Annotated in this window: 12 protein-coding genes; 3 read left to right on the forward strand and 9 right to left on the reverse strand. The window is 35.6% G+C overall.

The window, feature by feature from the left end:
* Positions 1 to 50: 50 nt before the first annotated feature.
* Together BUA98_RS14395 and BUA98_RS14400 are read left to right on the forward strand one after the other, a co-directional pair.
* Complete coding sequence (locus tag BUA98_RS14395) at positions 51 to 494, forward strand: cupin domain-containing protein (RefSeq protein ID WP_072973657.1); 444 nt, start codon at positions 51 to 53, stop codon at positions 492 to 494.
* A gap of 10 nt (positions 495 to 504) precedes the next feature.
* The gene (locus tag BUA98_RS14400) at positions 505 to 1,926 is read left to right on the forward strand and encodes a gluconokinase (protein ID WP_072973658.1); all 1,422 of its coding nucleotides are present in this window, start codon (positions 505 to 507) and stop codon (positions 1,924 to 1,926) included.
* A gap of 299 nt (positions 1,927 to 2,225) precedes the next feature.
* Here the strand turns inward: BUA98_RS14400 and BUA98_RS14405 are convergent, their stop codons facing one another.
* The 3 genes from BUA98_RS14405 to BUA98_RS14415 are packed head-to-tail and all read right to left on the reverse strand — an operon-like array spanning position 2,226 to position 3,486.
* The gene (locus BUA98_RS14405) at positions 2,226 to 2,666 is read right to left on the reverse strand and encodes a VOC family protein (protein WP_072973660.1); all 441 of its coding nucleotides are present in this window, start codon (positions 2,664 to 2,666) and stop codon (positions 2,226 to 2,228) included.
* Between the two features lie 5 nt (positions 2,667 to 2,671).
* The gene (locus BUA98_RS14410; RefSeq protein WP_072973662.1) at positions 2,672 to 3,169 is read right to left on the reverse strand and encodes an SRPBCC family protein; all 498 of its coding nucleotides are present in this window, start codon (positions 3,167 to 3,169) and stop codon (positions 2,672 to 2,674) included.
* A complete protein-coding gene (locus BUA98_RS14415; RefSeq protein WP_072973664.1) occupies positions 3,166 to 3,486 on the reverse strand; it encodes an ArsR/SmtB family transcription factor in 321 nt (106 codons plus the stop codon). Before BUA98_RS14415 ends, BUA98_RS14410 begins: the two co-directional genes overlap by 4 nt.
* A gap of 699 nt (positions 3,487 to 4,185) precedes the next feature.
* On the opposite strand from BUA98_RS14415, the gene BUA98_RS14420 reads away from it, so the two are divergent.
* Positions 4,186 to 4,734, forward strand: a complete 549-nt coding sequence (locus BUA98_RS14420) for a type 1 glutamine amidotransferase domain-containing protein (protein ID WP_072973666.1) — start codon at positions 4,186 to 4,188, stop codon at positions 4,732 to 4,734.
* Between the two features lie 293 nt (positions 4,735 to 5,027).
* Here the strand turns inward: BUA98_RS14420 and BUA98_RS14430 are convergent, their stop codons facing one another.
* From BUA98_RS14430 to BUA98_RS14455, 6 genes are all read right to left on the reverse strand, one after another.
* Entirely contained in the window at positions 5,028 to 5,438 is a 411-nt protein-coding gene (locus BUA98_RS14430) for a hypothetical protein (RefSeq protein WP_072973670.1), read from the reverse strand.
* An 11-nt stretch (positions 5,439 to 5,449) separates the two neighbouring features.
* Entirely contained in the window at positions 5,450 to 6,124 is a 675-nt protein-coding gene (locus tag BUA98_RS14435; RefSeq protein WP_072973671.1) for a hypothetical protein, read from the reverse strand.
* Positions 6,125 to 6,232: 108 nt separating this feature from the next.
* Positions 6,233 to 7,957 carry an ATP-binding protein gene (locus BUA98_RS14440; RefSeq protein WP_072973673.1) on the reverse strand — a complete coding sequence of 575 codons (1,725 nt, stop codon included), beginning with the start codon at positions 7,955 to 7,957 and terminating at the stop codon, positions 6,233 to 6,235.
* Positions 7,957 to 9,189: an SIR2 family protein gene (locus BUA98_RS14445; protein WP_072973675.1), complete on the reverse strand. Its 1,233-nt coding sequence runs from the start codon at positions 9,187 to 9,189 to the stop codon at positions 7,957 to 7,959. The genes BUA98_RS14440 and BUA98_RS14445 overlap by 1 nt, the downstream gene beginning before the upstream one ends.
* Positions 9,190 to 10,476: 1,287 nt before the next feature.
* Positions 10,477 to 11,565 carry an efflux RND transporter periplasmic adaptor subunit gene (locus BUA98_RS14450; RefSeq protein ID WP_072973677.1) on the reverse strand — a complete coding sequence of 363 codons (1,089 nt, stop codon included), beginning with the start codon at positions 11,563 to 11,565 and terminating at the stop codon, positions 10,477 to 10,479.
* A gap of 113 nt (positions 11,566 to 11,678) precedes the next feature.
* Positions 11,679 to 14,960 (reverse strand): efflux RND transporter permease subunit, encoded by a 3,282-nt coding sequence (locus BUA98_RS14455; protein ID WP_072973679.1) that lies wholly within the window; start codon positions 14,958 to 14,960, stop codon positions 11,679 to 11,681.
* Positions 14,961 to 14,969 lie beyond the last annotated feature (9 nt).

Consider the following 14,969-nt stretch of genomic DNA (forward strand, 5'->3'; position numbering starts at 1 on the left):
TTTAAGCGCTGCGTAAAAGCATTTTTTGTATTATTACAAAAAAAAAGGAAATGAAACTAGCGGCAACCATAACCATTACCATTCTTGGATTATTCGCTCAGCAAGCTGTGCAGGCACAAGAAGTAAAAAAAGAAACTGCTTCTACAGAACCAAAATATACGATTGAAAATTGTGTCAATCGCTTTGAGTTGGATAAAGCCACCAAAACAAAAGTGGGCTATCAATATTGGTTTGCTGATAAAAACTTCACTCAGGAAAATACCCTCAAAATGAGTATTGTAGAACCTGGGAAATCAACACACGCACCGCACCACCACGTTGAAGAAGAATTTTTCTATATCCTCGAAGGCACTGCTCAATTTTACCTTGACGGAAAAACCGTAACTGCTGGCCCAAATACCAGTTTTTATTGTCCATCCAATATGGAACATGGAATCAGTAATGTGGGAAAGACAGATTTAAAATATTTGGTGATTAAGAAAGATTTGAAATAGTAAAAAGAATATGGAATCATTTTATATAGGAATTGACATTGGAACTACGGCTACAAAAGCCATTTGTTTTGACCTGCACGGAAATGTAATCAGACAGGTTTCAAATGCCTATCCTATGTATCATCCAAAACCGGACTGGAGTGTGCAAAATCCACAGGAGATTTTACAAACAGTTCTGGATTGCATTGCGGAAATTACAAAAGGCATTCAGCCCGAGTTCATTAGTTTCAGTTCAGCTATGCAAAGTATTATTGCTATTGATGAAAGCGGTAAACCCTTAACGGATGCTATTTTATGGGCCGATAACAGGGCCAATGCCATTGCTGAAAAACTTAAGAATTCTGAAAAAGGAAAACATTTTTATCAAAAAACCGGAATCCCGATTCATCCTTTTTCCCCTATGACTAAGATTGCCTGGTTTAAAGAATTTGATTCCAATATTTTTTCTCAAACCTATAAATTCATCAGTATTAAAGAATATATATGGCATCACCTTACCAATGAATATTATACAGATACTTCAATGGCATCGGGAACCGGATTACTAAATATTCATACTTTACAATGGGATCCTGAAATTTTAGATTTCTTAAACCTGAAGCCGGAGCAATTATCAACAGTTTGTGAGGTAACACATCAATGCAAAGGAATTTCAGATGATTTTCTTTACGTAATAGGCGGTGGTGACGGCGCGTTGGCCAACCTGGGAACAGGAGCTATGAATGAAGGTTGTATTGCCCTAACTATTGGGACGAGCGGGGCCGTGCGATTACCAATCCATAAACCGTATGTCGACGAACGAATGCGAACCCAGTGTTATCATTTAATGAACGACCAATATCTTGTTTTAGGAGCTGTAAATAACGGTGCTATTATTTTGCAATGGCTCAGGGAAACCTTATTGAAAACCGATCAGTCTTTTGAAATCCTTTTTGAAGAAGCAGAAAAAATCCCGGCGGGTTCTGAGGGATTACTTTTTGTACCTTATTTACTGGGCGAAAGAGCACCAATTTGGGACGCAGCAGCGCAAGGAGCACTTTTAGGAATGCAGATTACCCATACTCAGGCACATTTGGTAAGGGCCACTTTAGAAGGGATTTTATTTGGACTTTTTCAAATTACCGAAATTTTGCTTCCGGATCCCGAAAAAAGAAAACAAACCAAAGTAATGGCCAGTGGAGGATTTGGAAAAAGTGAACTTTGGCTTCAAATGGTGGCCGATATATTTCAGATGACGGTAGAAACCTCACAAACTATTGAAGGTTCTGCCTGGGGCGCTGTCCTGATAGGCATGAAATCGATAGGGAAGGATATCAATAGTGAAAATAAAACCGGAAAGACTTTTTATCCCAATACAGCTTATAAAAGTGTTTATGAAGCTGCTTTCATTAAGTTCAAAAAAGTGTATCCGGTATTGAAAGATCTCGAATGATTTTTTCCACCATATAAGTCATGTAAGAAAATTTAAGCATTGGTGCGAAGGCTGGAATTTTAGGGCATATAAGGTTTTAATTTCTTTACGAAATACATCAAATATTCCCCACGGTTTTAACCGTTGGGACGCAATATATTTTTACAATACATTTCGCAATCCGTATCCCACGGTTGAAACCGTGGGCTATGATTAAAATTAGAAAAAAACTTTGCGAATCTCTGTGTCTCCTCTGAGCAACTTTGTGAAATTATAAAATTTTGAAACTGCGTATTAGCAAGATTATTTCTCAGCTATTATTATACTTCTCCGCTGAATTTAGGATTATAATTTATAATCCACTGAACGGCAAATTTATCTGCAAACATTCCGAAATAATTTCCTGAAGGACCATCAATTAACGGCATTTCAATTTTACCTCCTGCTGAAAGTCCGTTAAACAATTTATCGGCTTCTTCCTTGCTTTCCGCAATGATGGATACAGTGTATCTGTTATCTGTTTCGTTGACTTTTCCCATAGCCTGCATGACATCGCTTGCCATTAATACACCGGTTTTGCCAATAGGCAAGGCAATGTGCATAATGCTGTTTTGATCGTTCTCCGGTATTGGGTACTGCTCACTCGAGATGTCCCGATACCGACTGATATTGGCAAACTCACCGCCAAAAACAGATTTATAAAAGGTAAAAGCTTCTTCGGCATTTCCGTTGAAATGTATGTAAGGATTAATAGCTGCCATGATTTCTATTTTTTTAAAGATTCTAATAACTTTTCTAAATTATCAACAGACATTTTAAAGCCTTCTGTAAAGCCCATTTCAATCATCATCTCTAAACGTTCAAGGGATTCGTTATAAATACTAATATTCACTTTTGTGATGCCGTTTTGTTCGCTGAAATTATAATCCCAATCAGAACCCGGTAATACCCGGTTTTCATTTTCGTCTGAAAACGCGTTGTACATTTTAAAATTGGTTTTCGGACTAATAGAAGTAAACTCCTGAACTGCCCAGCGCTCCTGACCTTCCGGACTTACCATAGCGTAAAAGCGTCGTCCGCCAACTTCAAAATTCATATATTTTGTTCTGGCCGACCAGGGTTTTGGTGCAACCCATTGGTCTAAAAGTTCTGCTTTTGTAAAAGCATCCCAAACTAGCGGCAATTCTGCAGCAAATTCTCGTGTTATGTATACCGTTTTGGATGGTTTGTCAACGGTAAAATCAAATAGCAAATCTGTTTTCATTTTTTCTGGTTTTTTAGTGTTACTAATAGTTCATCGAGCTGATTAAACTTGGTTTTCCAAATTTCTCTAAATTGTTCAATCCATTTATCAATCTCTTTCATCTTTTCAATTTCAAGTGAATAGTAAATTTCCCTGCCACGCTGTTCCTGTTTTACTAAATCACATTCCGTAAGGATGCGAAGGTGTTTCGAAACAGACTGGCGTGTAGTATTAAAGTTCTCCGCAATGGCATTGGGTGTCATTGCCTGTAGCGCGATTAAGGTAAGAATAGACCTTCTTGTCGGATCGGCTATTGCCTGAAAAATGTCTCGTCTCATAGTATTCTATTTTAATTACGAAGCCAATCAGTTGCAAATATAAGTGCAACTATTCGGTTTCGCAAATTTTTTTTTTTTTTTTTACCATATAAGTGATATAAGGTTATTTAAGTATTGGTATGGAGGTTTTACGTTAGAGCATATAAGATTTTTTGAGAGTGAAGTAAGGATTATTTCACAGAGTTGGGCGGAGGTTCGCTGAGTTTTGATTTAAAGCTTGTGAATTAATCGCGGAAAGGCGCAAAGGCGCAAAGCTTTTACCCACATTTTTTGTCATCTTGAAGAAAAAAGGATCACACTAGAAGCTCGACAAAGATTGGCAAATCACGATGCTTTTAAGTATAGTTTGTCATTTCGACGAAGGAGACTCGAGCGATAGCGACTGGCGAAGCAAATCCCCGCAAGTAGCTCGACAAAGATTTGCGATTTTGATTGAATTTTGGGAAGCGCTTAGGTAAAGAAAATTAATTTAAGTATTCAATTATAATATATACAATTATTACCGGTTTTCATCCTATAAAATAGTGGACTAAAATTACACGAATCTTATATAATTCCAATTTAATTTTCAATAATAATCTGAATTACAATTAATTAACTTTTATTAAAGAAAGGTTTAACACGCTCTGTTTTCGCTGGCTATCTGAAATAACTAATTTTAGCTAAATCAAATTAATAAAGTTTTAAATATTTGAAATTATGAAAAAGAATATAGCCATATTAGCAACAAACGGTTTTGAAGAATCAGAATTAGCATCGCCTAAAGCCTATCTCGAAGAGCAAGGTTGGAATGCAGATATCATCAGTTTGAAATCAGGAACGATTAAAGCCTGGAAAGACGGTAATTGGAGCAAGGAATATAATGTTGATGTAGTATTAGATCAGGCAAATGAAGCCGATTACGATGCTTTGGTTCTTCCGGGAGGCGTTATAAACCCTGATTTATTGAGAAGAGAAGAAGCTGCAGTAAATTTTGTACGTTCCTTTTTTGAAAGTAAAAAGCCAGTAGCGGCTATTTGTCATGGCCCTCAAATTCTGGTAGATGCTGATGTTTTAGAAGGTCGAAAAGTAACTTCGTTCTTCTCTATTAAAAACGATTTAATAAATGCCGGAGCACAATGGGAAGACTCAGAAGTAGTCGTAGACAACGGATTAGTAACCAGCCGTAACCCGAACGATTTGCCCGCTTTTAATAAAAAAATGGTGGAAGAAATTAAAGAAGGAAAACACGAACGTCAGACAGTGTAAAAAGGTGTTTTTATGTTACAAAAAATGCAAGATCAATTTTGGTCTTGCATTTTTTTTTAATTTCAATTTTAATAAGGAGCTAATCCCGCTATCCGTTCCAATCTTTTGTGGTGAACCCCACCACAAAAGGATTTCCACTTCTATCGGGGCTAGTGCACTCGGTTTCATAAGAATATTTTCCGTTAGTTTGTCATTTCGAGGAAGGAGAAATCCTCGCAAGTAGCTCGACAAAAATTTGCGATTTTGATTGTGGGTTTATAGAAGCTATCAAGTACAATATTGAGAGAAGAATATTAATTAAAATATTCAATTAATACTTGATCCTCCTCAACAATATGATCTGTGATGTGAAATACTTCATCAATCCAAGGATGATCTAATGCTTCTTTTCTATCTAAAATATTTCCAAGTAAATCTTGTTTCCAAGGGGAATCTTCTTTGTCCATTAAACCAACCTGAAAATTATCTTCATTAGTCCAAATTCGAAAGGGAAATGCAAATCTATTTTTTGGTTCATCAGTGTCCCAATCGCCAATACTAATTATTCCGAGTGCATGTTTGTCTTCATGTCCTTTTGTGAATTTTAAATAGTAAATAGCAAATGCGTCTTCGTCTTTATAAACAAATCTAGTAAGTTTTACAATTTCATTGTTGCAACAATTACAGATTTCTATATTGGGTTCTTCGAATTCGATTCTGATCATTTGGTTTTATTTTAGATTCTGAATTTATAATGATATTCTTTTTCTAATATTTTTTGCTCAGCTTCTGTTAATCTCATAAAAGAAACACATTGACCATATCCATATTTACTTTCTCCAAGGCATTCTACGATTCGAATATTTTTTATTTTAATTTGATTTATACAGATATCAAATATTTTAACGTCTAACCAATCATCAGAATATGCAGGTTCAAATTTTATAATTTCATTATTAGATTTAAATTGAATTGTAATGGGGCCAGATTCGCTTTGCCATTTTTCTTCAATATTTTCAGGATTGAATGTGCCTTTTGATATTACAGAAAACATATTAATTACGTCTCTATAAACTTTATTCTGTGCGCAAACATCAGACTCTAAATCAATGTGAATCATTTTATGTTTATCAAGACACGCCAAATCAAATTCATCTATGTTCATGCCTGGATCATATGGCTTTTTAAACATTTCTGAATATTCTTTTATTCTGTTTGAATGAAGTTTATTATACACTTCAGTATCTGTCAGGTTTTGAAATTCCTTATAGAAACCACATTTCCTCAAAACAGCTATATTCTCAATGACTTTTTCTTTTGAAATTTTCTTTTCAACATTTACTTTTGTGTCTCTTCTTGGATTGTTGCACGAAATAAATATAAGGAAAACTAGAATTGTGATTTTTTTCATGGGATAAAAATATCATAAAAAAATTATAAGTGGACTTTTTATTTAAATTAGTACCAATATTTCGCGTTCACGAGCGGGACGCTAGCGCTAGCGGGGGGTATCAAAATTTTAAAAAACACTTGGAGTATTCGAATCAGGTTTTACGTTAGGTTCAGTTATTTTTAAAATCATCGGCATGGGAAAATCAACACCAGTTAACATTGCTTCACCAGAACTCAAAATAGGTAAAAATGATAAAGCACTTTTATTAGCATCAGAGCAAGCAAATTCAATCGCTTCTCTATCTTGTTGATTAATTAATCTATGTACAATAAAAGTTCCCATCTGACTTAAAACCCCTCTAGGAATATCCCTTGGCATTTGTGTTGATATAACTAGGAATAAGCCAAATTTTCTACATTCTTTGGCGATTCTATCAAAAGCATCTAGTTCAACTTCTATTGAGTATTCGTCTTTAACTTTCTTATTTAAAAATAAATGAGCTTCATCTAAAAATAGTAAAAGACTTTTTTTGCTTGCCGCTTTAAAAGCTTCGCTAAGAGCTTTTTCTAATAAATAACGTCCAATTGAATTAACTAAAATTTCACGTAGTTTGTTTTCAGTAGAAACATTAGAAACCGAAAGAATTAAAACATTTGATTTACCTTTTAAAAAATTCTCAAATATACTTTCAAATTCATTTTTACATAAAAGATCAAGTTCATTCTTGAAATCAAAAACATTTAAGAATGATCGATCATTTGTCGTTAACAATATCCTTGAAATTAATGACTGACAATTATTTCTTGCCGGATTGTCTGGGCTTCCATTATCGTATACACATTCACTTAATATTTGAGCTGCCAAGGCAGTCATTTCAAAAGTACAGTGATTTGAATAAACACTTGTATTATTTTTACATGCTGATATATATTTAAAATTTTCCGTTGTATCTTTTTTCTTTAGTGTTGTATATCCATGTTCTCTACTGGTAGTAAAAGCTTCGTTTTTGATTAAACTATCAGTTATATCAAGGGGTGTGTTTTTATTATTTATGATTTCGATTAATCGCAAACTCTTCATTGCTTCTTGAAGCTTTGGTAATTGAGATTGTTGTGAAGGCCTGAATAATGCAAACAAATCAGTTTCTCTTAATTTTTTATAATTAAAATAAATACCTTCTTGTGATATTTCATTAAATTTATAATATTCAATTTCGTTTGATTTTAAAGTCTCATATTCTCCAGTGGCATCAATCAAAATTGCCTTGCCATTTTGTGCAACAACTTGCTCAATTAATTTGGCAACGGTCCAGCTTTTTCCTCCTCCAGTTGTTCCAACTATTGCGCAATGTCTTCCAAACAAAGCTTGAGAAGATACATCAATTTTATGATTTTCGTTATCGGGCAAAGTTGCTAAAGGAAGAGTTTTTGGTAAAATGCCGTCTTTCACTCCAAATTGAGTGAGTAATGAACCTAAAAAAGTGTCTGAACATAAATAAACTTTTGCACTAACCGGAGGCAATTGATCTAAGCCTTTTTTTGCTTTAAGTTTATAATTATCAAAACACAATAATATTTCTACTTTTCCTGTCGGATGAAAAACATCTTTTTCAAATTTTGATTCAGTAAGTTCTAATCTTTCTTTTTCAGGCAATGCTATTTCTGTTATTTTACCTAAAAAGCCACATCCTGTTCCTTCGATTACGATATACTTACCAGTAATAGCATGATAGCCATCATCTGCATTGAAAAATTTTTTCAACAATATTGACGAAGGGAAATGAACTCTTGTTTGTAATGGAGAAACCATTGTAACAAATCCTATAAATCTACTTTCTGAATATGGATCCATTATTTTTTATTTATAAGTTGAGACAATTCTTCAAGAATATCGTTTCTTTTGTAAGAAATGTTTTCTGGATATTCGTCAGCTAATTTTTCAAATGTTTCAGCAACTAGAGTTATTCGACTTTGTTGAGTTGCTCTATGCAAATCCTTTTGGTATTCATTATCTTGTAAAATTACTTCAGGGTATCCAAAAGCAATCAGATTAAGCGCCGGATTTTGTTTCAAAGATTCTAGTATAACAGATGAAATATGTTTATCTACAAAACTGAATCCGATAGTTATTAATAATGTGTTTTCAGTGCGTAATGACTGCTGAAAACGTGCCATCATTTCAAAGTAAGGTTGTTCATAAGAGTGTTCATATTTACTATCCTGTGGAAAAATCATAACTCTATCATTGATAATAATGCTTTTGCTATCAGCTTGTACTATTTTTTTATCCTTTTTTTGCCAATTCAAAGAGCCATGCATTTTGAAAAGATAAAATAGTTTTGATATTGTGCTATCTTTTTTATCCTGTCTATTATGACGAGTTTCTATAATGTCGTAGTCGAAATACTTGCCATTAAATTCTCTGGGATTTGAAAAAGTAAAACCATCTATAACAGTTAACATTTCTTCGCTGGCAGCTTGTTCAAATAGTGTGTCATAATTTAATGTAAACAGCTTTATTCTTGGATATTTTTGAGGCCTTAATGTAATTTTATTTAGAAATTTTTCATGAGGCGAGTTGGAAGGCAAATCTAGGGAGCAATTGAACACTATAAATTCTTTAACTTTAATAATTTCTTTCTCTATTGTTCCTTTGTTTACAACGTTATAAATTCCTGCTAAAGATAAAAGAGCTTCTAAATCTTTGACTTTTTTATCATGGCCAGTTTTAGTTAGCAATACATTTAAAGTTGTACTGTCTTCTTTTTCAAACAATTCCCATAAACCGGACATAGCTAAGCCTTTTTTTGTTTTACCAATGGTAACAGAAGAACCTGCACCAGATAGAATTATAATGTTTTCAATTTCATTATATTTATTTTGGATAAGGTTTTTATAGAAACTTCTTTTTTCGTCTTCAATATAATCTTTCAAAGAAATTGTTTTTCCCTCATACTCAAAGTTTCCATCTTGGTCGGATGTAAATTCAAATATATCTTTATCAGTAATAATTTTTGCTGAAGTAAAAATTTTATTGTCCTGTTCAATTTCAATTGTTTTTTTCTTGTTTTTTAATATAATCATGATAATTGAGTATTATTTCGGATGAGTTTTTTAGATAACTTAAAAAAGTATTTTAAAGATATTGTTTTTGATTAGTTAAAGATATATGCTATTTTATATAGATGATTACGTGACACCATAAAGTGTCTATTTATAATCATTGTAATTGTAATGTGTTTTTACTTCAATGAATTTAATGAATGGTCTACATTAGGGTGTAAAAGTTCATCAAAATTATCAATTTAACAATCTAACTAACCACGTACTTATACCTGATTCTTCCTTATGAAAATGAGTGCCTAGCCCCGATGGGAGGGAAAATCCTTTTGTGCCGGGGTTCGGCACAAAAGATTGGAAGGAACAGCGGGAAATAGCTTCTAATTAAAATTTTAATAAATAAATTTTAAATTCTAATTTTTTACTGAAAACTACCAATCTTTGTAGAGCTACTTGCGGGGATTTCTCCTTCGTCGAAATGACAAACTTTGCGTGTACAGCATGCTTAACGGGTTTTCGCGAGCAGTTCCGGAGGAACAAAAGATATTGTAGGGATGGATTTCAATCCATTCTACGCATAGTGATTTGCCAATCTTTGAGGAGCTTCTAGTGTGATTTGCTTCGCCAGTCGCTATCGCTCGAGTCTCCTTCGTCGAAATGACAAAAATGAGAAAACTTTGCACGCTTAATTCTTAAGTTTGAAGTGAAAACTTTGCGGCTTTGCGACTCTGCGCGATTATTTCTTCGGCATTAAATAAAAAACTTAGCCAATCTTTGTCGAGCTACTTGCGGGGATTTCTCCTTCGTCGAAATGACAAACTGTACCTGTAAGCCGTACTGATGGAATTTTTGTGAGCAGTTCCGGAGGAACAAATGATATTGTAGGGATGGATTTCAATCCATTCTATGCATAGTGATTTGCCAATCTTTGTCGAGCTTCTAACGGGGATTCCTCGTTCCTCGGAATGACAAACTATGTGTTTAGATGATGCTTGCGGAATTTTTTCATCTATTCTTTGCATAGTAATTTACCAATCTTCGTCGAGCTTCTAGTGTGATTTCTCGTGCCTCGAAATGACAAAAAATGAGAATACATTGCGAGCTTAATACACAAGTCTGGAAAAAAAACTTTGCGACTTGGCGCCTTTGCGAGATTAACTCACAAGCCATAAACAAAAAAAGGACGGTACCTATAGCACCGCCCTTTTAGGCAAATTTTAATTTACATTTTAAAACCAAATCTAATTTTAAAATGCCGCAATGAATTGCGTACAGTTTTTGGTAATCACTAAACAGAAAGCAAAACGCAGGTTATTCGTTTATGATGTCGCCTTCCTTAGTTTCTTCGCTGGCAATTTTTACCAGTTTGTCTTTGCGATTTAAGTCGCCAAATATTTCAATTTTATCGTCGATTTCTCTTCCTCTTTTTACATTCACTCTTGTGGCTTTGTGATCGATTACTTTGATTACAAAAGTACCTTCAGCAGAACTCACCAAAGCCGTTTTCGGAATTACGAAGGTGCTGTCTTTCGCGTTAAGCGGTAATAAAACTTCGGCTACCATTCCTGGTAATAAATCTTTTTTAGTATTTTGAACATCCATTTCTACACGTTCAGAACGCAATTTTAAATCTAAAGCTCCGGACATTCTTGTGATTTTTGCTGTAAAAGGTTCCGGCAATGATTTAACGTTAAAAGTCATTTCGTCGCCGGTGTGTAAATATCCCGTGTACAATTCCGGAACAGAAACCGCCAAACGCAATTTATCCTGCTGCTGAATCGTTAATAAAGGCAAATCGGAGCCTTTTCCTGCCGGACCAACAAATGTTCCTAAATTGACATTTCTTGCTGCTACAACACCATCAAAAGGAGCGCGGATTTCAAGATAACCTCTCATAATCGAAACTTCTTTGTGTCCTGCAACTGCTGCCTGATATTGTGCGTAATCAGAATTTTTCTTTCCGCTGGCCATTTCTAAATCATTTTTAGAAATCGTTCCTTCGACTTTGCTTGTTTCGTACAAACGGTTGTAGGTACTTTTGCTGGTAGCGTAAATGGCTTCCATCGATTTCAGTCTTGATTCGGCTGCAGCCAGTTGCGAACTGATTTCAGGCGCTTCTAAAACGATCAAAAGCTGTCCTTTTTTTACTTTGGTACCAATATCAACTTTAAGCACTTTTACGAAACTGCTTACTTTAGCATACAAATCGACTTGTTGAAAACCGGTTAATTCGGCTGGCAAACGCAATTCGGTTGTTAGTTTTTCTTTTTCTAACAGAAACGTTTCTGTTTTAGGTTCCAATTCTGCAACAGGCGCTTCTTCTTTTTTAGAATTACAGCTGTTCAGGAAAAATAGTGCTGCAAAAAACAGCGCGCTCGATTGTAATATTTTAGTCTTCATTTTTTGATTTTATATGATAGAATATAATGTAATGTCTTGTTCAATAAATAAACGGAAAGGCTAGAAGTGTTTCAAAATATTTCTATCACCTTTGAATTTCAGCTTTATGACTTTCAAACTTTCGGCTTATTTAATGATGAGATATAATGGATGCTTTCTTCGTCTTCAGGATCTAAAGAAACCGATTGTGTCGTTGTATGTTCTTGCGCCCACGCAAAGATAAGTGGCAGGATTAGCAATACGGCAAAGGTCGAGAATAATAATCCGCCAATAACCGCTCTACCTAATGGTGAAACCTGATCGCCACCTTCGCCATGACCAATTGCCATTGGCAACATTCCGGCAATCATCGCCACCGAAGTCATGATAATTGGACGAAGACGCAGGGCCGCAGCCTCACGAGCCGATTCTAAGGCGTTTCCGTTTATCTTACGCAATTGCTCGGCATTGGTAACCAATAAAACGGCATTCGCGATCGAAACCCCAACCGACATGATGATTCCCATATACGATTGTAAATTTAAGGTTGAACCTGTGATAGTAAGCATTAATAACGCTCCTAAAACCACCGCCGGAACGGTTGTTAAAATAACCAGCGAAACCTTGAACGACTGGAAATTAGCGGCTAACATTAAGAAGATTACAAAAATGGCAACCAATAATCCTACTTGTAAACTACTTAATGTTTCCTCCAATACTTTACTTAAACCGATAGGAGAAATGAACAAACCACGTGGCAGTTCTCCTAATGAGCTTATTGTTGCAGCAACATCTTTAGACGCGGTCCCCAAATCGGTCTGGTTGATGTTTGCTGTAACGGTAATGTATGGCATAGCCCCTAAATTGTCATTTTCACCGCTTACAAAGCCGGGTGTAATTTTGGCAACGTCACTTAAAACCGGACGAAGCGAGTTTTTCAATACTGGAATTTCTCCAATATCGGTTTTACTTTTCATTTGGTTTAACGGAACCTGAACCTGAACGTTGTACGACAATCCGGCTCTTTCGTCAACCCATGTATTTTTCTCAGTGTATCTTGATGATGAGGTCGAAGCCACAAGTGATCTCGAAATATCATTCATGTCAACACCTAATTCGGCAGCACGTGTTCTGTCAATATCAATATTCATCGCTGGATAATGTATTGGCTGACCAATTTGTACATCTCTGAAATATGCTATTTTTTGTAGTTTTTCTACAATTTTGTTGGCGTATAACTCATTTCGTTTTTTGTCTTTTCCGGCAATACGAACTTCAATTGGAGTAGGAGAACCCTGACTCAAAACTTTGTCTGTCAATTCGATTGGCTCAAACGATAGTTTTACATCTGGTAATACCTTTTTAATTCGCGCTCTAAAATCGTCTTTAAAATCATCCATATCCACGTGATATTCTTTCAAACTCACCTGGAATACCGCTTCGTGCGAACCAGCCATGAACAAATAAATCGGGTTAATCGAGAACAGCGACGGGTGTTGCCCCACATATACAGACGAAATTCCGATATGTTCTTTCCCAACCATTTTTTGCAATTCTTTCAATACAATAACCGCTTTTTCTTCGGTACGCTCTAAACGGGTTCCATCAGGAGCACGCATTCTCAGCTGAAACTGACTTGAATTTACTTTCGGGAAAACATCTTTTCCGATAAACGTAATAAAGGTAACCGCAAGCAATGTAGCACAAACCAGATAGATCAGAGCAGCTGCTTTTTTATATGGAAACAAGCGATCTAATGTTCGCATAAAACGGATTCTGAAACGCTCGAAAGCGCCTATTTTTCCGTTTCCATCTGTGTCTGTTCTTTCAACATAATCTTTTTTCTGTGTGATTAATTGTTTCTCAGATTCCGGAGTTAATCCGCATTTATTAAATTCAGCTTCATCGTCTGTAATTTCAGGACCATGTTCGTGTTTTGCATGTCCTTTCATCAACCAGTTGGCCATTACAGGCACAAAGGTTTGTGAAAGCAAAAACGAAATCACCATTGAGAAACCAATCGCCAATGCCAACGGCAAGAACAACGCTCCCGGAATACCAACCATCGTAAATGCCGGAGCAAATACCGCTAGTATACAAAGCAAGATCAATAATTTAGGTAATGCAATTTCCTGACAGGCATCCCAAATAGCGAGTGCCTTGGGTTTTCCCATGTCGAGATGCTGGTGAATATTTTCGATCGTTACGGTACTTTCATCCACCAAAATACCAATTGCCAAAGCCAATCCGCTTAAAGACATTAAGTTGATAGTTTGTCCGAATAATTTCAGGAATAAAACTCCGGAAATAATCGAAATTGGAATGGTTAAGATTACGATCAAAGCCGCACGTCTGTCGCCAAGGAAAAGTAAAACCATTAATCCGGTTAAAACCGCACCAATAATTCCTTCTGTAATTAAACTTTTAACCGAGTTGATTACATAAACCGACTGGTCAAATTCGTATGATAATTTTACATCTTCAGGAAGTGTACTCTGAATTTTAGGCAATTCTGCTTTCAGTTTCTGAACCACATCCCAGGTCGAAGCATCTCCGGCTTTTGCAATACTGATGTAAACCGAACGTTTTCCGTTTACCAAAGCATAACCAGCAGTAATATCGGCACCGTCTTTTACAGTCGCCACATCGCCTAATTTTAAATTTTGAACGCTTCCTTTAAACAACGGAATGTTTTCAAAATCTTTAACTTCTTTAATTGTATTATTCGTTGGTGTAATATAATTGGTATTACCCATTCTAACGTTTCCGGATGGAGCTGTCTGGTTGTTGATACGAATCGCTTCCACAATTTGATCTGGCGTCATATTGTGCGAACGCAATAAATCCGGATCAACATTAACCTCAATTGTTCTTGGGCTTCCGCCGAAAGGTGCCGGAGATAATAACCCCGGAATAGAAGTAAACGAAGCACGAACGTAAACGTTGGCTAAATCCTGTAATTCATTATTTGATCTGATTTTACTGCTCAAAACCAATTGCCCGATTGGCAAAGATGAAGCATCAAAACGAATGATAAACGGAGGCTGTGTTCCCGGAGGAAAAGCCGCCTGGATTCTGTTAGAAAGCGAACTCAGCTCAGCAGCAGCCTGCGCCATATTCGTGTTTTCATAATAGGTTAATTTCATAATCATTAACCCCTGAATATTCTTGGTTTCAACCGATTTTACACCGTTTGCAAAGGGTAAAATGTTGACGTAAGTCTTAGCAAAATAAGCCTCCATCTGGTCTGGCGTATAACCTCCAAAAGGGTGCGCGATATAAATTACCGGCAAATTCATTTTTGGTAAAATATCTACCTTAATGTCTTTGATGGCACCAATTCCGAAGAAAAATAAACCAGCCACCATAACTAATATAGAGATGGGTTTGCGGAGTGCAAAACGTATTAAATTCATTAGGATCTA

The organism is Flavobacterium saccharophilum (assembly GCF_900142735.1).
Taxonomy (GTDB): domain Bacteria; phylum Bacteroidota; class Bacteroidia; order Flavobacteriales; family Flavobacteriaceae; genus Flavobacterium; species Flavobacterium saccharophilum.

What these genes read in the sequence shown, in the direction of transcription:
- BUA98_RS14395 (WP_072973657.1), top strand. Translation starts at nt 51, where the DNA reads ATGAAACTAGCGGCAACCATAACCATTACCATTCTTGGATTATTCGCT.
- BUA98_RS14400 (WP_072973658.1), top strand. Translation starts at nt 505, where the DNA reads ATGGAATCATTTTATATAGGAATTGACATTGGAACTACGGCTACAAAA.
- BUA98_RS14405 (WP_072973660.1), bottom strand. Translation starts at nt 2,666, where the DNA reads ATGGCAGCTATTAATCCTTACATACATTTCAACGGAAATGCCGAAGAA.
- BUA98_RS14410 (WP_072973662.1), bottom strand. Translation starts at nt 3,169, where the DNA reads ATGAAAACAGATTTGCTATTTGATTTTACCGTTGACAAACCATCCAAA.
- BUA98_RS14415 (WP_072973664.1), bottom strand. Translation starts at nt 3,486, where the DNA reads ATGAGACGAGACATTTTTCAGGCAATAGCCGATCCGACAAGAAGGTCT.
- BUA98_RS14420 (WP_072973666.1), top strand. Translation starts at nt 4,186, where the DNA reads ATGAAAAAGAATATAGCCATATTAGCAACAAACGGTTTTGAAGAATCA.
- BUA98_RS14430 (WP_072973670.1), bottom strand. Translation starts at nt 5,438, where the DNA reads ATGATCAGAATCGAATTCGAAGAACCCAATATAGAAATCTGTAATTGT.
- BUA98_RS14435 (WP_072973671.1), bottom strand. Translation starts at nt 6,124, where the DNA reads ATGAAAAAAATCACAATTCTAGTTTTCCTTATATTTATTTCGTGCAAC.
- BUA98_RS14440 (WP_072973673.1), bottom strand. Translation starts at nt 7,957, where the DNA reads ATGGATCCATATTCAGAAAGTAGATTTATAGGATTTGTTACAATGGTT.
- BUA98_RS14445 (WP_072973675.1), bottom strand. Translation starts at nt 9,189, where the DNA reads ATGATTATATTAAAAAACAAGAAAAAAACAATTGAAATTGAACAGGAC.
- BUA98_RS14450 (WP_072973677.1), bottom strand. Translation starts at nt 11,565, where the DNA reads ATGAAGACTAAAATATTACAATCGAGCGCGCTGTTTTTTGCAGCACTA.
- BUA98_RS14455 (WP_072973679.1), bottom strand. Translation starts at nt 14,960, where the DNA reads ATGAATTTAATACGTTTTGCACTCCGCAAACCCATCTCTATATTAGTT.